Here is a 19120-nt window from a genome sequence, read left to right as displayed (position 1 = left end):
TTATCCGTACAATTAGTTATATAAAATAAGGATAACTTAATAATTTATAAATTATTTTTCAAATTGTTTATTACATCTTTTGGAATACCTAATTTTAATAGTCTTTCTTCAGATGCTTCTTTAATTTCTTCGATTGAAGAAAATGTTTTTAGTAAGAGATTCTTTCTCACTTTTCCAATACCTTGAATATTGTCTAAACTAGAATTGTACATATTTTTAGTTTTAATTGCTCTATGATAAGTAATAGCAAACCTATGTACTTCATCTTGTATTTGTTTTAAAAATAAATATTCTGCTGATGTTTTAGGGAACTCAATTATTTCATAATCATCTGTAATTATATATTCAGTAATATGTTTATCATTTTTTGCTAAACCAATAATCTTAACTTTAGTCAAACCAAGCTTCTCATGAACAATTTCTATCGCAGCATTAAGATGATTTTTTCCTCCATCGACAATTAATAATTCTGTATTAGTTTTCTTATCTTTATAGTTTCTATACAAAACTTCTTTCATCGTCTGAACATCATTTATTCCCATAGATTCATCAATTTTAAATTTTCTATAGTTATATGTATTTTTTTTTCCATTTGTAAAATTTACTTTTACCGATACGGCATCTACACCCATAATATTAGAGTTATCAAATGCATCAATACTATCTATTGATTTAACACCTAGTTTCTCTGCTATATTATTTAAAGTTACTTGCAATTTACGTTCTTTTAGCTCTTCAATGGCTAAATTATTGTTTAAATAATGAGAAGCATTTTCTTTTACAGTGTCTAGTATTTTCCTATGATTTCCTCTTTTAGGAATTATAACCTTACAATCAACTACATTTGATAATAAATTGTCATCAACTTCATCAATATAGATTTCTTTAGGTAATTTATTCATGGCATAGTATTGAATTAAATAAGAATATAAAATTTGATCTGGACTGTCGTATAGATTAAAATATTCAACTTTACGTTCAATAATATTACCTAATCTAGATAAAAATATTTGAATACAGATATAATCATTATTAAAACTATATCCTATGTAATCACGATCAATATTATTGCTATCTGCAACAACTTGATTCTGCACTGAAACCTCAATCGATTTTATATAACTATGAATCTGACCTGCAGCTTCAAATTCAAGATTTTTAACATGATCTTGCATTTTATTATTTAAGTCTTCTAAAATTTCTTTAGTATTACCAGTTAAAAATGATTTTATTTTATTAATCTGAGTTTTATATTCATCAGGTGTAATCTTTTTAGCACATGGACCTATGCATTCACCTATTTGATAATACATACATGGACGCTTTTCTACAGGATTACACTTTCTAAGTGGATAAATTTTATCGAGGATCTTTTTTACTTCCATCGCAGATTTGATATCAACATATGGCCCAAAATAAATATTTTTATTACTCTTTTTATATTTTCTAGTCATTAATAACCTTGGATGCTCTTCCTTAGTAACCATCAAATAAGGGTAACTCTTATCATCTTTTAATCGAATATTAAAGTACGGTCTATATTTTTTTATTAAGTTGTTCTCAAGTAATAATGCTTCCTTCTCTGAGTTTACTATAATGTATTCAAGATCTTCAATTTTTGAAACTAAAGTTTGTGTTTTTTTATTGTGAGTTCCGGTAAAGTAACTTTTTACTCTATTCTTTAAGTTTTTAGCTTTACCTACATAAATTATTTCTCCAATATTATCTTTATATAGATAACAACCAGGATTATCTGGAAGTAATTCTAATTTTTTTTGTAATGTTAAATTCATTATTATCACCATTTAATTGTATGTTAACTTTTTAAAAAAGGGAGTGACTCAAAAATCGTGATTTCATAGAAATCGATTTTGTCGAGTCACCCCCGCACAGTTTATTAGATATCTAAAAAGCTTACCCAAAGCGAATTTAGATATCAATAAACCACTGCGTCTATGAGTTCTCATGTAAACTATTTTTAAAATCTAGAACTTTTGGGTCAACCCCTTTCATTATCATAATCTAGCTATTATCTCTTCTGTCATTATTATTAACATTAGTTGAAGAGTTTGTATTTCTTGAAGATGAATTATTAGAGTTATTATCATTATTTGTTCTAGGATCAGTATCAGAATCGTCTCTTGAAGTTTTCTTCTCTTTTCCTTTAGAAATTATAATTTCAAGTGATTCCTCACTAGGAATTATACTAGATCCACTTCTTATACTTTGAGAAATTACTGTACCAGCTTCTTTGTCTGAGTATTCTTCTTTATATGAAACATTTTTGAATCCATAAGAAGCAATTACACTTTCAGCTCTACTACTTTCTTCACCGACTAAATTAGGCATAGAAACTTTTTTCTTACCACTTGAAACTTGGATAATTAGTTCTTTTTCCTTTGGAACAATTTCTGTACCCGCTGGGATATTTTGAGAAACTACTTTACCTGTATCATATCTGTCGCTTTCAACTTTCTCAACAGTAATATTTTTAAATCCTAGTTTTGATGCGTTTCTTCTAACATTTTCTTCGTCTATACCAACAAAGTTAGGCATGTCGACAGTTTTCTTACCAGAAGATACTCGTAAGTCCACTTTGGAACCTTTTCTTACTTTTTTGCCAGCCTTAGGATCACTATCAATTACTGTTTTTTCTTTAACATCATCACTTGCTACTTCAGTAATATCTCCAACTTGTAAGCCAGCCTTAACAATAGTAACTTTTGCTTCTTCTAAAGTCTTATTACGGACATCAGGGGCAGAGACACTATTAGCACCTATTAAATAGTTATATGTGAAAAATGCTCCAACAATAATTACTACCATTGCTAGTATTGCGAAGAATATGTGTTTAGCCTTAGAAGTTTGCTCCTTATTATTTTTCTTACTTACACTATTATAACTATTTTTGTACTGTTTATTCTGATATTCCCTATTGTTATTGTTATTTTGACGTTGATCCTCTTCATAATCATAATAATCATCTTCTTCATTATAGTTATTATAATCTGAATAACCATGAGGAACATCAATAGGATTTCTATCAATATATTGAGTTTGATTATAGTTGTTATTTTGAACTGGTTCTGTTGGTATTTTGAATCCTGTATATTTATTTTCGTGTAATCGTTCTGGATTTAATACAGTACTTAAATCTTCAAATAACTCCTTCGAACTTATGTATCGTTCGTTAGGGTTTTTCATTGTGGCTTGAAGTACGATATTTTTTACACTTTGAGGTACATTATCTCTATACTTATCGATATCAGGAAGTTCTTCTTGCAAATGTTTTAAAGCGATAGCAACCGCTGATTCACCTTTGAAAGGTATTTGACCTGTTATCATTTCAAAAATAAGAATACCAAGAGAATATATATCACTTTGAGCTGTAGCAACATTCCCACGAGCTTGTTCTGGAGATAAATAATATACAGTCCCTAACATTTGATTTGTTTGAGTTAATGTAGTATCTCCGTACGCTCTAGCGATACCAAAATCAGTAATCTTACATGTTAAATTCTCATTCATTAATATATTTTGAGGTTTAATGTCTCTATGAATAATACCATTCTGATGGGCATGACTAAGTCCCGCTGCAATTTGTTTAGCTATATGAACAATTGTTTCGATTGGCATACGTGGATTTTTTATCATGTAGTCTTTTAAAGTCATTCCTTCTACATACTCAAGTATCAGATAGTAAAATTCTCCTTCGTTCTCTACGTCATAAATAGATACTATATTAGGATGAGAAAGACTTGTTACTGCTTTCGCCTCTCTATTGAATCTTTTTACTGCATCTTCATCATTAGCATCAATTTTAAATGTTTTAATAGCTACTTGTCTATCTAAAATCGTATCATAACCTAACCAAACAGTGGCCATTCCACCTGTACCTAGATGATCTAAAATTTTATATCTATTACATATAATTTTATTTATCATGGTTTACACCCCCTAGATTTTTTATTATAGCTACAGATATATTATCTACTCCTCCGCGATTAACACACAATTCTATAAGTTTTTCTACAGATATTGATAATTCATTGTTTCTAACTATATCTTGAATTTCTTCATTTTCCATCATGTTCGTTAGACCGTCAGAACATAGTAAAAAATAATCATATTTGCTTAAATCATCAATGAAAGTATGTAAATTAATATTATCTCTTGTAGCTAATGCTTGAGTTAGTACATGGCGTTCTGGATGAGTTTTTGCTTCTTCTTGTGTTATAGCCCCAGCACTTATTAAGGCTCCAACAAATGAATCTTCCACAGTAACTACACTCATCTCATTATCTTTAGTCAAACCATAAGCGCTACTATCACCAATATTATAAACAACAACTTGATTGTCAAATGTAGCTAATGTGACAATAGTAGTTCCCATTTTTTTATTCTTTTCTTGTGACTTGTTAAATAATTCTAAATTCAATTTTTCTATTTTATCACAAAGCCAATTTTTCATATTATTAAAATTAGCAAATGTTAAATTCTGCCACTCTTTTTCTAGAGTCGCCACAATATAATTACTCGAATATGCTGCATTACTATGGCTACCAACACCATCACAAACAACTGCAAGAACTTCACCTTGTTTATTTTTCATAACAGCAATTGCATCCTCATTTTTTTCTTTTCTTCCTTTATTACTATTATACGAATATACTAGTGGCATCTGGAATTCCTCCTTTTACCTCATCCTTACGTTCTTTAGCACGAAGTTGTCCACACGCAGCATCAATATCATCACCTTGAGTTCTTCTAATTGTAACATTAACCTTATTTTTCTTAAGTATTTTTTCAAATGCAAAAATATCGCTCTTACTAGTTCTAACGTAGTTACGTTCTGGTACATAGTTAATTGGGATTAAGTTAACATGACAGTTTAGACCTTTAATAATCTCCGATAATTTCTCTGCATGTTCTTTTTGATCGTTTACTTTACCCATTAGACCATATTCAAAAGTAATACGACGATTAGTAGTTTCTTGATAATATTTTAATGCTTCCATAAGTTTGTCAATATTATAAGCTCTGTTTACTGGCATGATTTTACTTCTTAATTCATTAGTAGGTGCGTGTAAAGAAACCGCGAAGTTAATTTGAACTTTTTCATTCGCAAAATCATAAATTTTCGGCACAATCCCAGAAGTTGAAACAGTAATGTGTCTAGCTCCAATGTTGAAACTTTCATCACTATTTACTATTCTAATAAAATCCATCATCTCATCGTAGTTTTCAAATGGTTCACCAATTCCCATGATTACGATACTAGAGATACGTTCACCTTTTTTATCCAGTTCCTGTTGAACTTTTAACACTTGAGAAACTATCTCACCCGCATCTAAATTACGTTTTAAACCACCAAGTGTTGAAGCACAGAAAGTACAGCCGATACGACATCCAACTTGTGTTGTTACACAAAGAGAATTACCGTATTTATTTTTCATGAGTACACTCTCAATTGTATATTTGTCTTGTAGCTCAAATAAGAACTTCATAGTACCATCAGCTGATTCTTGTTTAATTATTGTTTTTAAAGTTGTAATTTCGAACTCTTCAGCGAGTTTTTCTTGTAAAGATTTAGGTACATTTTTCATTTCTGAAAAATCTGTAACTCTCTTTTTATATAACCAATCATAAATTTGCTTAGCTCTAAATTTTTTCTCACCAATACTTACAATATATTCTTCTAATTGATCTAGTCTTAAAGAATATATTGACATTTTATCAAAATCTTTTAACCATCTTGACTTTTTATAACCTTTAAAATCTGAAATTAACATTTTGCCTCCATTTTTTTAAGTTTTGCTATAAAGAATCCATCGCAACTATACTCATCGGGTAGTATTTCTAATACACCATTGTCTCTTGTTTTTACTATACTATTATTTAGAGTTATTTTCTCTAAAATAAAATCTCTGTTCTCTTTTAAAAACTTCTCAATATTTTGTATGTTTTCTCTCTTATCAATTGTACAAGTAGAATACAAAAGTGTTCCGCCTTGCTTTACATAATGTTTACTATTTTCTAAAATCTCATACTGAAGTTTTGCGATATCTTCAACATATGCATTTGTGATTTTATATTTAATTTCGGGTTTATTTTTAATAACCCCAATTCCTGAACAAGGGACATCACATACTACTATATCAAATTTATCAGTGAATGAATCGTTCGTTAATGTTGCATCTTGTTCTTTTACTTGAATATTAGTTATTCCAAGTTTTTCTTTATTATCTTCTATTAATTTTAGCTTATGTATATATTTATCACATGAAATTAAACTAGAATTAAAATACTTACTCGCTATATGAAGACTTTTACCTCCTGGAGCAGCACAAGTATCTAGTATTTTGTATTTATTATCTAATGGTAAACCAATTGATGTAGCTACTAACGCACTTGCCTCATCTTGTATAATATAATATCCTTTTGTGAATAAACTACTATCTAGGTTTAATTTATTTAAAACTAGGCTATCTTCACAGATTTCACTCTCGCTAACAGCATCACCTAATTTTTCTATTAGCTCTTTCTTAGTGATTTTTAAAGGATTATATCTAATACTATTTTTACTCTTCTCATTAAAAGATACAACAATTTTTTGAGCTTTTTCTACTCCGTATTGTTCTTTAAGTATATTGTATAATTCGTTAGGGCAACTATTTTCTATACAAAATTGTTCTGTATTATTTCTATATTTTAGATCTAGATTACTAGCATGTCGTTCAATATTTCTAAGAATACCATTTACGAATTTTCCTGTGATATTACCTGCAACTTTCTTACTTAGTTTAACAGCTTCATCAATAATTGCAAAATTCGGAGTTTTATCCATATACAGTAATTGATAAATACTCATTGATAAAATCACTTTAACCTTTGGTTTAACTCTACCTTTTGAATAGCTTTTAAGAATATGTTCAAGATATATTTTATTTTTTATAGTGCCGTACACTACTTCGCTAATAAATCTTTTATCTTGCTCTTGAATCTTATACTGATTAAAGTACTTATTTAACGTAATATTACTATAACCATCTTCTTGAATGATTGTATAAAGTACTTCATAAGCAATCTGCCTAGCATTTATGCTATTCATTGTTTTCACCTAAAATTGTACCTACATAATCTTTCTTATTAGATAAGAAATTTACCACTGGCATGCGCTTTTTACCAGATACTTGAAGTTCATGTACTTTTAGTATTGTTTCATTCCCACATAAAACATAGATGTTTTTCTTATCTTGCTTAACAATTGTTCCTACTTTACTATAACTAGATTGTTCTTCTAATTCAACAACTTCACTAGACCAGATCTTTAACACATTACCATCTAAGTATGTAAACGCCCCTGGTGTAGGATCTAATGCACGAACTTTATTAAATACCTCTCTTGCCGATGTATTCCAATCAATTTTTTCATCTTCTCTTAAAATATTTCTTGCAAAAGTAGCTTGCTCGTCATCTTGTTTTTCAGGTGCTATGTCACCACTAAAAATCTTTGGTAAAGTTTCGTTTAGTAAATCACGTCCAGCTACTGAAAGTTTATCATGTAGTGACTCATAGTTATCGCTATCTAAAATATCAACTTCAACTTTTGAAATCATGTCTCCTGCATCTAGTTTTTTAACCATATACATAATAGTGATACCTGTTTTCTTATGATCTTCTAATATCGAATATTGAATAGGTGCTCCACCTCGTAATTTAGGTAATAAAGACCCGTGAACATTTATACATTTATGTTTTGGAATTTCTAATATTTTTTCAGGTACAAGCTGCCCATATGCAGCAGTAATAATTATATCAGGATTCAGCTCTTTTAATGTATTATATGTCTCTTCATCTGTAGATATTTTTTCAGGTTGTAATACCTTAATATTATTATCTAATGCCACAACTTTTACTGGCGGTGGTGTTAATACTTTTTTTCTACCAACTTTTTTGTCTGGTTGGGTAATTACTAAATCTACCCCATAATTTTCAATTAACATTTCTAAAACAGGAACCGCAAACTTTGGAGTTCCCATAAATACTATCTTTTTCTTGTTCATTTATTTCTCCTAATAAAGAATTTAATCTTACTAATTATACCATATTTTTTTATATTCTTCTATTATTAGCCGGTTTTTAGTATCCTAGTTAATAATTATTATTATTATTAGATTCAAAGTTCAATAAAAACCTTTTGTTTTCTAATCCAGCAGCATAACCAGTTAAACTTCCATTTGTACCTATAACCCTGTGACAAGGAATAAATATTAACAATGGATTATGTCCTACTGCTCCTCCAACTGCTTGAGATGACATAGTATCTATAGCCTGAAGTTCTGCAATTTTCTTAGAAATATATTTATAAGTAACTACTTCACCATACGGAATATCTTTTAGTAACGACCAAATTTGTTTCCTAAAAGCTGTTCCTATCATTTTTATAGGTATATTTTCCAAACCAGGTTTCTCATTATTAAAATAACTCTCTAACCATAATCTCGCTTCATTAAATATTTCTAAACCATTATTAAATTCGTACATATCTAAATCATCAGGAAAATACCTTTGCTCCTCTAAATAACATCCACATAGATGGATACCATCAGAAATTAAATATAGAAGACCTATCTTACTTTTATACGTGCAATAATACATTCAAAACTCCTTTAATTATTTATATTATAATTATTATAACAAAAAAGAGAGTATGATTAAAAAATCATCTCTCGATTTATTATTATTTATCTTCTTCCTTATAAATTTTAAATAATAAGAATACAACTCCTACACAAATAAAGCAATCAGCCAAGTTGAATATAGGAAAATCATAGCCAAAAATTCTAAAATCTAGGAAATCAACAACTTCATGTCTAGTTAATCTATCAATAAAATTACCAATTGCTCCTCCATAAATTAGAGAAAAAATAGCTTTATCAAAACTCGATAATATATTTCTTTGTTTAACTAAATAATATGTTAAAATAGCAATAAAAATTATCGTAACAACTATAAAAAATATGCGACTATCTTGTAAAATTCCCCATGCGGCTCCTCTATTTCTATGAGATGAAATACTAAAGAAATTAGCTATAACTTCCTTACTTTCACCTAATGTAAAATGATTAACTATAAAATTTTTGCTAAGTTGATCTAGCAATATTAGAAAACACGCCAGTATAAATATAATTAGCATAGTCCCTCTCCTCTTATTTTAATACTAATAATTTTTCTAATTCGGGGTCAATAGAACGCTCCCCTCTTGCAGGGAGTTTATAACGACCTAAATGAATTAATTGATGATGTATTTTCCCCCAACTTTCCATAGGAAATACACTCATCAGATTTTTTTCGACTTGAAGCGGACTATCATTTATATCCGCAAGACCAAACATTTTTGCAACTCTTTCTACATGAGTATCAACTGCTATAGCAGGTATATTAAAACCAACAGAAAGAACAACATTCGCTGTCTTTCTACCTACACCAGGTAAAGTTTCTAATTCCTCTCTAGTTTGTGGAATTTTATAGTCATAAACGTCTCTAAGCATATTAGCCATTCCAACAATATTTTTTGACTTAGCTTTATAAAGACCTAATGTACGAATATATTTTTCAATGTCTTCTACTTTAGCATCAGCATAGTCATCAATAGTTTTATAATTTTCAAATAATCCTACTGTAGCTCTATTAACATACTCATCTTTACATTGGGCAGACAACAGAACAGCAATAATTAATTCTAAATGGTTAGAAAAATCTAATTCACATTCAACATTAGGAAATACTTTATCCAAATAATCCATTACTTTTTTTGCTTTAATCTTTTTTTGTCTATTTGTTAAACCAGTCATAACCTAAATTACTTCCACTTTCTTTTTTTATTTCTTTACTAACTTTATTGTTTAAAATACCATTAACATAACTAATATTTTTCGAGATAGTTAATGCCTCATCGATCTCTGTTTTTGTATATTTTCTTTCGAACCATGAAGACACTATATCCATCTCTTTTGAAGTTAATATTTTTCCTGTTACTTTCTCAACTAATCTTAAAAGTTCACGTAATGTATAATAATCATCTTTATTATTAAATACTATAAAGTCTATTCTACTATCTGGTAAAAGTGCTATTAATTCTTTCTTAATTAAAATATCTAAGAGAGAAAAAATCTGATCTTCAGAATAACTTAATTTTTCCTTGAAAACTTCTATTGAAAAAGGTATCTTCCCTTGATTTGTCAAATAACTTATCTGAAGAAGAAACATTGCTTCCTCTCCAGATAAGTTATGAGAAGTATAATTCATTAAAAAATCAGCATCAACTAAAAGACCTTTTATATTGATATTGATCATATTAAACTCCTATGGTGTTAGTCTGTTTAATAAACGTGGGAATGGAACAGTTTCACGAACGTGGCCGTTACCAGTAATCCAAGCAACTGTTCTTTCCAACCCTAAACCAAATCCTGCATGTTCAACAGAACCATATTTACGTAAATCTAAATACCAACCATAAGTATCAAGATTTAAATCATGTTTCTTAATATTTTCTAATAGTTTATCATAATCGTCAATACGTTGAGAACCACCAATAATTTCTCCATATCCTTCTGGAGCTATTAAATCCGCACATAATACTACACCAGGTTCATTTGGATCTTCAATCATGTAGAATGGTTTAATATCTAATGGCCAGTGAGTAATAAACACTGGTTTATTATAGCTATTAGCTATAAACGTTTCATGTGGTGACCCAAAATCGTCCCCGTATTCAATGTCGTCAAATCCATTTTCTTTTAATAACTTGATTGCATCTTTATATTTAATACGAGGGAATTCTCCTCTAGCATTTTCTAATGCTTCAATGTCACGACCTAGTACTTTAAGCTGTTCTTGACATTTTTCTAATACATCAGTTAATAAATGATTAACAAAAGCTTCTTGTAAAGCTAAACTTTCATCATGATTACAGAATGCCATTTCAGCTTCAATCATCCAGAACTCGATTAAGTGACGACGAGTTTTAGATTTTTCAGCTCTAAATGTAGGTCCAAATGAGAATACTTTACCAAACGCCATTGCTGTAGCTTCTAAGTATAATTGACCTGACTGAGAAAGGTAAGCTTCTTCGTCAAAGTATTTAGTGTTGAATAATTCTGTTGTTCCTTCAGGAGCTGAAGATGTTAAAATTGGTGGATCAGTTTTTAAGAAACCTTCTTTTTCAAAGAAATCATAAGTAGATTTAATGATTTGATTTCTAATTGTTAAAATAGCATGTTGTTTTTTAGAACGAATCCAAATGTGACGATTATCAGCTAAAAATTCTACTCCATGCTCTTTTGGAGTAATAGGATAATCAACTGCTTCAGAAATTACTTCGAAATCTTCTATCTCTAACTCAATTCCAGAAAGTTCTCTTTCATTTTCTTTAATTAACCCAGTTACTTTTAATGAAGTTTCTTGTGGTAAGTGACGTAATTGTTGATATCTTTCTTCACCTAAAGATTCTTTTAAAGCGATAGCTTGAATAAATCCAGCTCCATATCTTAATTGGAAAAATGCAATTTTACCACTGCTTCTCTTGTTGGCAATCCATGCACCAAGAGTTACTTTTTGACCTAGTTGTTCTTTTAAATTATTAATGTTCAACTTACAGTCCCTCCTATTTTTAATTAATGTTTTGTTCAATTTAAAATTGTCATATATTATATATAAAAACTATTTATATTATAACATAAATTTACTATTTTTTTAATTACGTGTTTTTATTTTTTCTCATCTAATGTTCTAAGTCGCGAAATACTATAATACTTTCAAATATATCATTAAGATAGTATCGATACTCCAGAATATCCTTCGTCGCGTAACATCTGTAAGATATTTTATTATTTTTTATAACATCATTATATAATTCATTAAAATTATCTTTTATTGAGAAATTATAATATTTTATATAACTTCTTTTTTCTCTTTTGTTAAAATATAAATCCTTATATTTATTACTTTCAAATACATATAGTATTGAGCTTGTAGCTTTTGAATTCAATAATTCCTCATCACCATTACTATAAATATAATGTGCTTTAGCTTTTAGATTTAAATATTTATGGTTTCTAGAATGAATTATATTAATTAATCCCTTTACTTTCTTATCGTCAACAACTGTTAATTTTAAACTATTTTCTTGATTAAGAACAACGAACTTATATGTGTTTTTAGAGTTTGTAAGTACATCTTTCAATTTTCTCATAAATTTGTATGAAGCTGGTAGTATATCTTTATAAGATTTTATATCATTTAATATAGCCTCCACATCTTGAAGAATAAAACTCAAACTATCATTATATAAGAATAAACTTTCTGATAAATACATTTCATGTAAAAATTTTACAAGTCCATCTATATTATTTCTTAACATTTTAATGTTTTTGTCTTTTGGATTTTTCGACACAGCAACATTTAACTCAATGATAACATTTTTATAGAAGTAATCTTTTGTATTTTTTGAATCAAGTTCACGTCCTAAAATCTTTTTGTTTTCAAAAATAAAAGTATGATTTTTCAAGTTATTATTATCCAATAAATACTCGATTGAATTATAATTTGTAACAATATTTTTACAACTATCAGCAACCCTATTCTTTTCATCAAAATAATAAGATTTAGAGCTTATTAAAATACCATTTCTTATATTATCAATATACAATTTCTCAAGATAAAGTAAATTCAACTCACAAAAGTCCCCAGAATTTGTTTCTAATATCCATACATATAATTTTATTAAAAGTTTATCTAAATTTAAATCTTCTTTTTTAGGGAATAGTTTAAATACATTCAATGGAACATAATTACTCTTTTCTTTTAAAATAACATAATTCCTAATTTTAAAGTTGTCTATATATTTCTTTTCACTGATAGATGAAAACATTATAAACTTATCTTTAAAATTGTTATCATTAACATTATATGATACTTTTTTAAAATCTACACCATCAAAATTAATGAAGTCTTCTTTTTTTATTTTCTTTCCTCTAATTATTCTTTTGCAATATCTAGAAAATTTAAGAGTATTGTAATCTATTTTTTCTAAAAGTACTTCTATCTTTTTAAAATTGTTTGAATTTATATTTGCTATTCTCTTAGAAATTTCTTTTAGTAATTCTACAGTTACCTGTACATCAATCGCGGCATTGTGATATCCATCACCAGAGTATAGAGCAAGAGAATTAGATAAATCAGATAATCTATAACTTTCCTGAGTTGGCATAAATAATCTAGCTAGTTCAACTGTATCTAAAGACATTTTAGCATGATATCTTATTCCTACATCATGAAACCTTTTCTTTAAAATTACATAATCAGATGGTAAGCCGTGACAAACAAGTATATCTTCTTTTATGAAGTCATATAATTCTTTCGCAACATCTTCAAAATATAATTTTTCGCTTAACATATCGTTATTAATACCAGTTAACTCAGTAACAAAAGGTGAGACTTGTTTTTTAGGTTTAATATAATAATTAATAGACTCTATCTCTTTAAAGTTTTGATCTAGTTTTGTTGCAGAAAATTGAATTATTTCTTTTTCCTCAGTTAATTCAATATCCACTACACAAAATAATTTATTCATATATTCTCTCACCTCTCTTTCATTATATCTATCTATTATCTCTTATTTTCATTAAAAAATCTAGTATGTCTTTTTTTGTATTATCTATTTTATATAATATAATATCTTCTTCTAGTTTCTTAATGATTTCCTTTATCCACGGTCCTGCAGGCTTATCTATTATACTTATGATTTCCATTGAAGTTATAGCTATATCATTAAAAGATTTAATTGGTAATTTAATTTTTTCTATATCTTCCTTATCACAATAATTAGAATAACTAGCAATAAAAGTAACATCATTAACATCATAGTTATATAAAATTATTTCTAAAGGAATATTACTACTAAAGTCCTCGTTAATTTTTTCATATATTTTAATCTGTTTAATTTCTTTATTAGATAGTTTTAGTTCTTTTAACTTTTCAAAAGAAATATCATTGATTTTAGATAGGATGTATAAACTTTGACAAAATGTATAATTTGAAAAGTCAATTATTTTAGAAATTTCATCTAGAAAAGGAATATAATTATTCAATTTACTATCTAATAATAATTCTAAACTTCGTTTATTTCCTCTTCCTGTTAATAATTTTCTAAATTCATTTACTATACGCTCAATTGAAACAAATTTTATAAGCTCAGCATTATTTTTTATAGCCTTTAAGGTATTTTCTTCAATTTCAAATCCAAGTTTTGAGGAGAAACGGAATGATCTTAACATTCTTAGGGCATCTTCAAAAAACCTTTCATTAGGATTATTAACAGTTTTTATTACTTTATTTCTTAAATCTCTCTCTCCACAGTGATAATCATACAATTTCCCGTTACTATCTAGAGCCATGGCATTAATAGTAAAATCTCGTCTATCTAAATCTTCCTTTAAATCACTAACAAACTCTACCTTTTCTGGAGTACGATGATCAATATAATCATCCTCAGTTCTAAAAGTTGTTACTTCAAAACTATCTTCATCTACTAATATTGTAACCGTTCCGTGTTGTATTCCTGTATCTATACTTTTTCTAAAGATTTGTTTAACTTCTTCAGGTAAAGCATTAGTAGTAATGTCTATATCAGAAAATTCATCATTAAGTAAGTAATCTCTAACGCAACCACCCACAAAATATGCTTCATAACCTGCTTCATTGAATTTTTCCAGTATATTTATGGCACTGTTAAATTTCTCATTAAAGTTATTTATATCCATATTATCCTTTCAAAATAGTAAAGGACTGGAGAAACCCCAGCCCTTTTAATCTCTTATATTATTTAGATAAGTTATAAGTATCTCTAGCAATCATAACTTCTTCATCTGTTGGAATAACAAATGCTTTAACTTTAGAGTCTGCTGTAGAAATTTCTGCAACTTTTCCGCGTACATTGTTTCTTTCTTTGTCAACTTGTACACCTAGGAAAGTTAAACCTTCTAATACTTCTTCACGTACCCATGTAGCATTTTCACCAACACCAGCAGTAAATACGATAGCATCTACACCGTTCATAGCTGCAGCATAAGCTCCAACATACTCTTTAATTCTGTTGATGTAAACATCGATTGCTTCAGCAGCATGTGGATTAGTATCTCTTACAGACTCAACATCACGTAAGTCAGAAGATAATCCTGAAACTCCTTTTAATCCTGATTCAAAGTTGAAAATACGCACGATTTCTTCAAGAGATAATCCAGTTTTTTGAGCGATATAAGGGATAGTAGCTGGATCAATATCACCAGTTCTAGTACCCATTACTAATCCTGATAATGGAGTGAATCCCATAGAAGTGTCGAATGATTTACCATTTTTAATAGCACAAATTGAAGCTCCGTTCCCAATGTGACAAGAAATAGTTTTAAGTTCTTTTGGATCTTTTCCTAAAATTTCAGCAACTTTTTCCTCAATGAATCTGTGGCTAGTTCCGTGAGCACCATATTTACGAACTCCGTATTTTTCATAAAATTCTCTTGGCACAGCATACATGTAAGTTGATTTTGGCATACTTTGGTGGAATGCTGTATCAAATGTTAATACGTTTGGAACACCTGGTAATTCTTTTTGGAATGAACGAACACCTTTAATATTAGCTGGGTTGTGTAAAGGCGCTAAGTCTTCGATTGAATCTACTTTAGCTAACTCTTCATCATTAACTAATACAGAAGCATCATAGAATTCTCCACCATGAACAACACGGTGTCCAACTCCTTCGATTTCTTTAACATCTTTTACAATTCCTAATTTAGTTAATTTTTCAAGTAACATTTCGATTGCCACATCGTGATTTGGAATATCTAATGTTTCTTTATTTTTTTCACCGTTGAATTCGATAGTGAATACACTATTTTCAATACCGATTCTTTCAACTAGTCCTTTTGTAATAACTTTTTCTTCAGGCATTTCAAATAATTGAAATTTTAAAGATGAACTTCCTGAGTTAATAGCTAAAATCTTTGTCATAAGTATATATCTCCTCTTACTCAATTTACATTATATAGTCTATTATCTCATTAATTATAATTAATTACAAGAGTTATTTATAACTTTATAATAAAAAATTTACAAAAAAACTGATAACTAGAATACGCTATCTATATTTTAGTTATCAGTTTTATAAGTTTTTATGTTTTTTTAGCGAATATAAAAATATTTTGATTGCAGCATTTAAGAAGTGAATGTACTACTTACTACTACCCATCCGCTATTTTCACTATGTTCAAGTTCACCTCTTGCGTTTACTCTATATTTCCCTACTATACTTCCGTCTTTTTTCAGATTAACATAGGCTAAATGATCGCTACCTAACCAAACATCATATGAAAAATCAGAAGTTGAAGAATTACGAGAAAATTCTTTAATATAAATAGCCCTTGCCCAATCACCGACTTGAGTATCTGTAAGTTCTTTAGTATTCACCGAACTATCTTCTCTAAGTACTATACTACTTGAAGAAGACTTACTATCTTTGCTACTATTATCTTTTGATTTTTCACTTAACCCTTTTACTGTATATGAACGTTTGAATTCACCTTTAAGTTCTAGTTTTTTTGCATCAGCAGAAGATTTACTTAGACTTATTGTTACTTCAACTTTTTCTCCATTTTTTAAGTTATTTGATTTACTATAAGTTATAGTAGGTTCTTGTAGAAATTGTGTTACACTTCCGTCTGCATTTTCTACTGTTGGAATTTTCTTAATATCTGCTGCTGCAGTTCCATCTCCATCAGTTCCGTATGGCTTAAATTCTATTTCATACTGATTAAGATCAACTACCGCCTTCTTATTAACAATATATTTGTTATATGCAAAATATCCAGATATTGCTATAAGTCCAATAATCAAAAAACTAACCAATAGTATTATACCTGTTCTTTTCTTAGGTTCTGCGTATTCTTCATATACTGGATTAAAATTATTATCATTTTGTTCATAATACTCCTGGTTATTAGTTTGTAATTGATTATTATCATTATATGTATTATAATTCATATTTTGATCTTGATAATTTATATCGTAACTATTTAAGCCTTCATTATATTGATCGTTATACTCAGTATTTTGATTTTGTAAGTTACCATTATAATTAACATCTTGACTATATTGACCATTATACATTTCTTGATTTTGATAATTATCGTTATAGATTTGACTTTGGTCATAATTATTCTCATTATAATTCAAGAATTCCTGGTTTTGGTAATTATCATAATAATTTGTATTCTGATCCTGATAACCATTGTTAGATTCGTTGTTATTATATCTTTGATTATTATTACTCATAACTAAACTCCTATACTTCGTTACACTATTTCTATCTAAAATTTATTTTTTATACTTCACTTATAATATTAACATAACTCTAACAATTTTTCTATAACAACCATATTTTGACATAAAATAAAAAGACTATAAGACTAACTTTCATCAAAATTATAATTCTAATTTAAGTATATTTTATAATCCTTTTATTTATTATTCGCTAATTAAGTTTTCTAACTGTCTCGTTGCAGATTCAATTTCATATCCATGTTTTCTAATTTTCTCATGCCTGGATTTTATTATACAACCTTAAGAACTCTGAAAATCTATGAATAGATTTTCAGAGTTCAAAATATAATTTATTATCCTATTGATCCTTCCATCTCAAATGAAATTAATCTGTTTAATTCTACAGCGTATTCCATTGGAAGTTCTTTCGTAAATGGTTCGATGAATCCCATAACTATCATTTCTGTAGCTTGTCCTTCATCAAGACCTCTACTCATTAAGTAAAATAGTTGTTCTTCTGATACTTTAGATACTTTTGCTTCGTGTTCTAATGATACGTTAGAGTTTTTAACTATGTTGTAAGGAATAGTATCTGAAGTTGAGTATTCATCTAAGATTAATGTATCACATTCAATGTTTGATCGAGATCCTTCTGAGTTTTTACCGAAGTGAATCCATCCACGGTAGTTAACTTTTCCACCACGACGAGACATTGATTTAGAAACAACAGTAGATGATGTTCTAGGCGCTAGGTGAATCATCTTAGAACCCGCATCAAGTACTTGTCCTTCACTAGCCATTGCAATAGATAGTGTACTTCCACTTGCTCCTTCACCAACTAAGATACAAGCTGGATATTTCATTGTTAATTTAGAACCTAAGTTTCCATCTACCCATTCCATTGTCCCGTTTTTCTCAACAATCGCACGCTTAGTAACTAAGTTATAAACGTTTGTTGACCAGTTTTGAATAGTCGTATATCTAAAACGAGCATTTTCTTTAATAAAGATTTCTACTACAGCAGCATGTAGTGAACTAGCTGAGTAAGTTGGAGCAGTACATCCTTCTACATAGTGAAGAGAAGAGTTTTTTTCAATAATAATTAAAGTACGCTCAAACTGCCCCATTTTCTCACTATTAATTCTAAAGTACGCTTGAAGCGGTGCTTCTACAGATACATTTTCTGGACAGTAGATGAATGAACCACCTGACCATACTGCAGAGTTTAATGCAGCGAATTTATTATCATTAAAATCAACAGCTTTTGAGAAGTATTCTTTAAAGATTTCTTCATGATTTTTTAATGCTGTATCAGTATCTTCAAAGATAATTCCTTTTTCTTCGAATTGTTTATGCATATTATGATAAACTACTTCTGATTCATATTGTGCAGATACACCTGCTAAGTATTTTTGTTCAGCTTCTGGAATACCAAGTTTTTCAAAAGTATTTTTAATTTCTTCTGGTACTTCATCCCAAGAACGCTCTGTTTTTTCTGATGGTTTTACATAGTATGTTAAATCCTCAAAATCGATTTCTGATAAGTCTCCACCCCATGTAGGCATCGGCATTCTATAGAACTCTTTTAATGCATTTAGACGATATTCTAACATCCATTGTGGTTCTTCTTTTCTTTCAGAAATTGTCTTGACGATTTCTTTTGTTAATCCTTTATCAGTTTTGAATATAGATACATCTTTATCTGAAAATCCATACTGATAATCGGTAAACATTTCTTCATTTT

At 28.7% G+C, this 19120-nt stretch carries 16 protein-coding genes; all 16 read right to left on the bottom strand.

The window, feature by feature from the left end; all coding sequences use genetic code 11:
- Nucleotides 1-44: 44 nt before the first annotated feature.
- The 16 genes from uvrC to sufB all read right to left on the bottom strand — a co-directional run bounded on the left by uvrC (nucleotide 45) and on the right by sufB (nucleotide 19109).
- Nucleotides 45-1793: an excinuclease ABC subunit UvrC gene (gene uvrC, locus FOC48_RS03640; protein ID WP_003146076.1), complete on the bottom strand. Its 1749-nt coding sequence runs from the start codon at nucleotides 1791-1793 to the stop codon at nucleotides 45-47.
- Between the two features lie 229 nt (nucleotides 1794-2022).
- Nucleotides 2023-3945: a Stk1 family PASTA domain-containing Ser/Thr kinase gene (pknB, locus tag FOC48_RS03635; RefSeq protein ID WP_003146079.1), complete on the bottom strand. Its 1923-nt coding sequence runs from the start codon at nucleotides 3943-3945 to the stop codon at nucleotides 2023-2025.
- Nucleotides 3935-4681 (bottom strand): protein phosphatase 2C domain-containing protein, encoded by a 747-nt coding sequence (locus FOC48_RS03630; RefSeq protein WP_003146081.1) that lies wholly within the window; start codon nucleotides 4679-4681, stop codon nucleotides 3935-3937. The genes pknB and FOC48_RS03630 overlap by 11 nt, the downstream gene beginning before the upstream one ends.
- Nucleotides 4659-5792 carry a dual-specificity RNA methyltransferase RlmN gene (gene rlmN / locus FOC48_RS03625; protein ID WP_003146083.1) on the bottom strand — a complete coding sequence of 378 codons (1134 nt, stop codon included), beginning with the start codon at nucleotides 5790-5792 and terminating at the stop codon, nucleotides 4659-4661. Before rlmN ends, FOC48_RS03630 begins: the two co-directional genes overlap by 23 nt.
- A complete protein-coding gene (gene rsmB, locus FOC48_RS03620) occupies nucleotides 5786-7111 on the bottom strand; it encodes a 16S rRNA (cytosine(967)-C(5))-methyltransferase RsmB (RefSeq protein WP_003146084.1) in 1326 nt (441 codons plus the stop codon). Before rsmB ends, rlmN begins: the two co-directional genes overlap by 7 nt.
- On the bottom strand, nucleotides 7104-8066 hold the full coding sequence (gene fmt / locus FOC48_RS03615; RefSeq protein WP_003146086.1) for a methionyl-tRNA formyltransferase: 963 nt from the start codon (nucleotides 8064-8066) through the stop codon (nucleotides 7104-7106). The genes rsmB and fmt overlap by 8 nt, the downstream gene beginning before the upstream one ends.
- Before the next feature lie 88 nt (nucleotides 8067-8154).
- On the bottom strand, nucleotides 8155-8661 hold the full coding sequence (locus FOC48_RS03610; RefSeq protein WP_003146087.1) for a methylated-DNA--[protein]-cysteine S-methyltransferase: 507 nt from the start codon (nucleotides 8659-8661) through the stop codon (nucleotides 8155-8157).
- Nucleotides 8662-8743: 82 nt separating this feature from the next.
- A complete protein-coding gene (gene lspA, locus FOC48_RS03605; RefSeq protein ID WP_003146089.1) occupies nucleotides 8744-9199 on the bottom strand; it encodes a signal peptidase II in 456 nt (151 codons plus the stop codon).
- 13 nt (nucleotides 9200-9212) lie between these two features.
- Nucleotides 9213-9857, bottom strand: a complete 645-nt coding sequence (gene nth, locus FOC48_RS03600) for an endonuclease III (RefSeq protein WP_003146090.1) — start codon at nucleotides 9855-9857, stop codon at nucleotides 9213-9215.
- Nucleotides 9838-10359, bottom strand: a complete 522-nt coding sequence (locus tag FOC48_RS03595) for a DnaD domain protein (protein ID WP_003146091.1) — start codon at nucleotides 10357-10359, stop codon at nucleotides 9838-9840. Before FOC48_RS03595 ends, nth begins: the two co-directional genes overlap by 20 nt.
- Before the next feature lie 9 nt (nucleotides 10360-10368).
- Nucleotides 10369-11655: an asparagine--tRNA ligase gene (gene asnS / locus FOC48_RS03590; RefSeq protein ID WP_003146092.1), complete on the bottom strand. Its 1287-nt coding sequence runs from the start codon at nucleotides 11653-11655 to the stop codon at nucleotides 10369-10371.
- 130 nt (nucleotides 11656-11785) lie between these two features.
- Nucleotides 11786-13636, bottom strand: coding sequence for a 3'-5' exonuclease (locus FOC48_RS03585; RefSeq protein ID WP_003146093.1), 1851 nt, complete (start codon nucleotides 13634-13636; stop codon nucleotides 11786-11788).
- Between the two features lie 28 nt (nucleotides 13637-13664).
- Nucleotides 13665-14825, bottom strand: coding sequence for a CCA tRNA nucleotidyltransferase (locus FOC48_RS03580; protein ID WP_003146094.1), 1161 nt, complete (start codon nucleotides 14823-14825; stop codon nucleotides 13665-13667).
- A gap of 58 nt (nucleotides 14826-14883) precedes the next feature.
- A complete protein-coding gene (locus tag FOC48_RS03575; RefSeq protein ID WP_003146095.1) occupies nucleotides 14884-16068 on the bottom strand; it encodes an acetate/propionate family kinase in 1185 nt (394 codons plus the stop codon).
- A gap of 204 nt (nucleotides 16069-16272) precedes the next feature.
- Nucleotides 16273-17388: a hypothetical protein gene (locus FOC48_RS03570; RefSeq protein ID WP_003146096.1), complete on the bottom strand. Its 1116-nt coding sequence runs from the start codon at nucleotides 17386-17388 to the stop codon at nucleotides 16273-16275.
- A 341-nt stretch (nucleotides 17389-17729) separates the two neighbouring features.
- Nucleotides 17730-19109, bottom strand: coding sequence for a Fe-S cluster assembly protein SufB (gene sufB / locus FOC48_RS03565; RefSeq protein WP_035466867.1), 1380 nt, complete (start codon nucleotides 19107-19109; stop codon nucleotides 17730-17732).
- Between the last annotated feature and the right edge of the window lie 11 nt (nucleotides 19110-19120).

Origin of the sequence: Gemella haemolysans (assembly GCF_012273215.1) — a bacterium.
Classification (GTDB): domain Bacteria; phylum Bacillota; class Bacilli; order Staphylococcales; family Gemellaceae; genus Gemella; species Gemella haemolysans_A.
Note: the sequence above shows the minus strand (reverse complement) of the source record. Positions and strands in the feature narration are given on the sequence as shown.

Coding starts and splice junctions, on each gene's coding strand:
- uvrC (WP_003146076.1), bottom strand. CDS start 1,793: ATGAATTTAACATTACAAAAAAAATTAGAATTACTTCCAGATAATCCT.
- FOC48_RS03580 (WP_003146094.1), bottom strand. CDS start 14,825: ATGGATATAAATAACTTTAATGAGAAATTTAACAGTGCCATAAATATA.
- sufB (WP_035466867.1), bottom strand. CDS start 19,109: ATGTTTACCGATTATCAGTATGGATTTTCAGATAAAGATGTATCTATA.
- lspA (WP_003146089.1), bottom strand. CDS start 9,199: ATGCTAATTATATTTATACTGGCGTGTTTTCTAATATTGCTAGATCAA.
- rsmB (WP_003146084.1), bottom strand. CDS start 7,111: ATGAATAGCATAAATGCTAGGCAGATTGCTTATGAAGTACTTTATACA.
- nth (WP_003146090.1), bottom strand. CDS start 9,857: ATGACTGGTTTAACAAATAGACAAAAAAAGATTAAAGCAAAAAAAGTA.
- FOC48_RS03570 (WP_003146096.1), bottom strand. CDS start 17,388: ATGAGTAATAATAATCAAAGATATAATAACAACGAATCTAACAATGGT.
- FOC48_RS03585 (WP_003146093.1), bottom strand. CDS start 13,636: ATGAATAAATTATTTTGTGTAGTGGATATTGAATTAACTGAGGAAAAA.
- fmt (WP_003146086.1), bottom strand. CDS start 8,066: ATGAACAAGAAAAAGATAGTATTTATGGGAACTCCAAAGTTTGCGGTT.
- rlmN (WP_003146083.1), bottom strand. CDS start 5,792: ATGTTAATTTCAGATTTTAAAGGTTATAAAAAGTCAAGATGGTTAAAA.
- FOC48_RS03575 (WP_003146095.1), bottom strand. CDS start 16,068: ATGACAAAGATTTTAGCTATTAACTCAGGAAGTTCATCTTTAAAATTT.
- pknB (WP_003146079.1), bottom strand. CDS start 3,945: ATGATAAATAAAATTATATGTAATAGATATAAAATTTTAGATCATCTA.
- FOC48_RS03630 (WP_003146081.1), bottom strand. CDS start 4,681: ATGCCACTAGTATATTCGTATAATAGTAATAAAGGAAGAAAAGAAAAA.
- FOC48_RS03595 (WP_003146091.1), bottom strand. CDS start 10,359: ATGATCAATATCAATATAAAAGGTCTTTTAGTTGATGCTGATTTTTTA.
- FOC48_RS03610 (WP_003146087.1), bottom strand. CDS start 8,661: ATGTATTATTGCACGTATAAAAGTAAGATAGGTCTTCTATATTTAATT.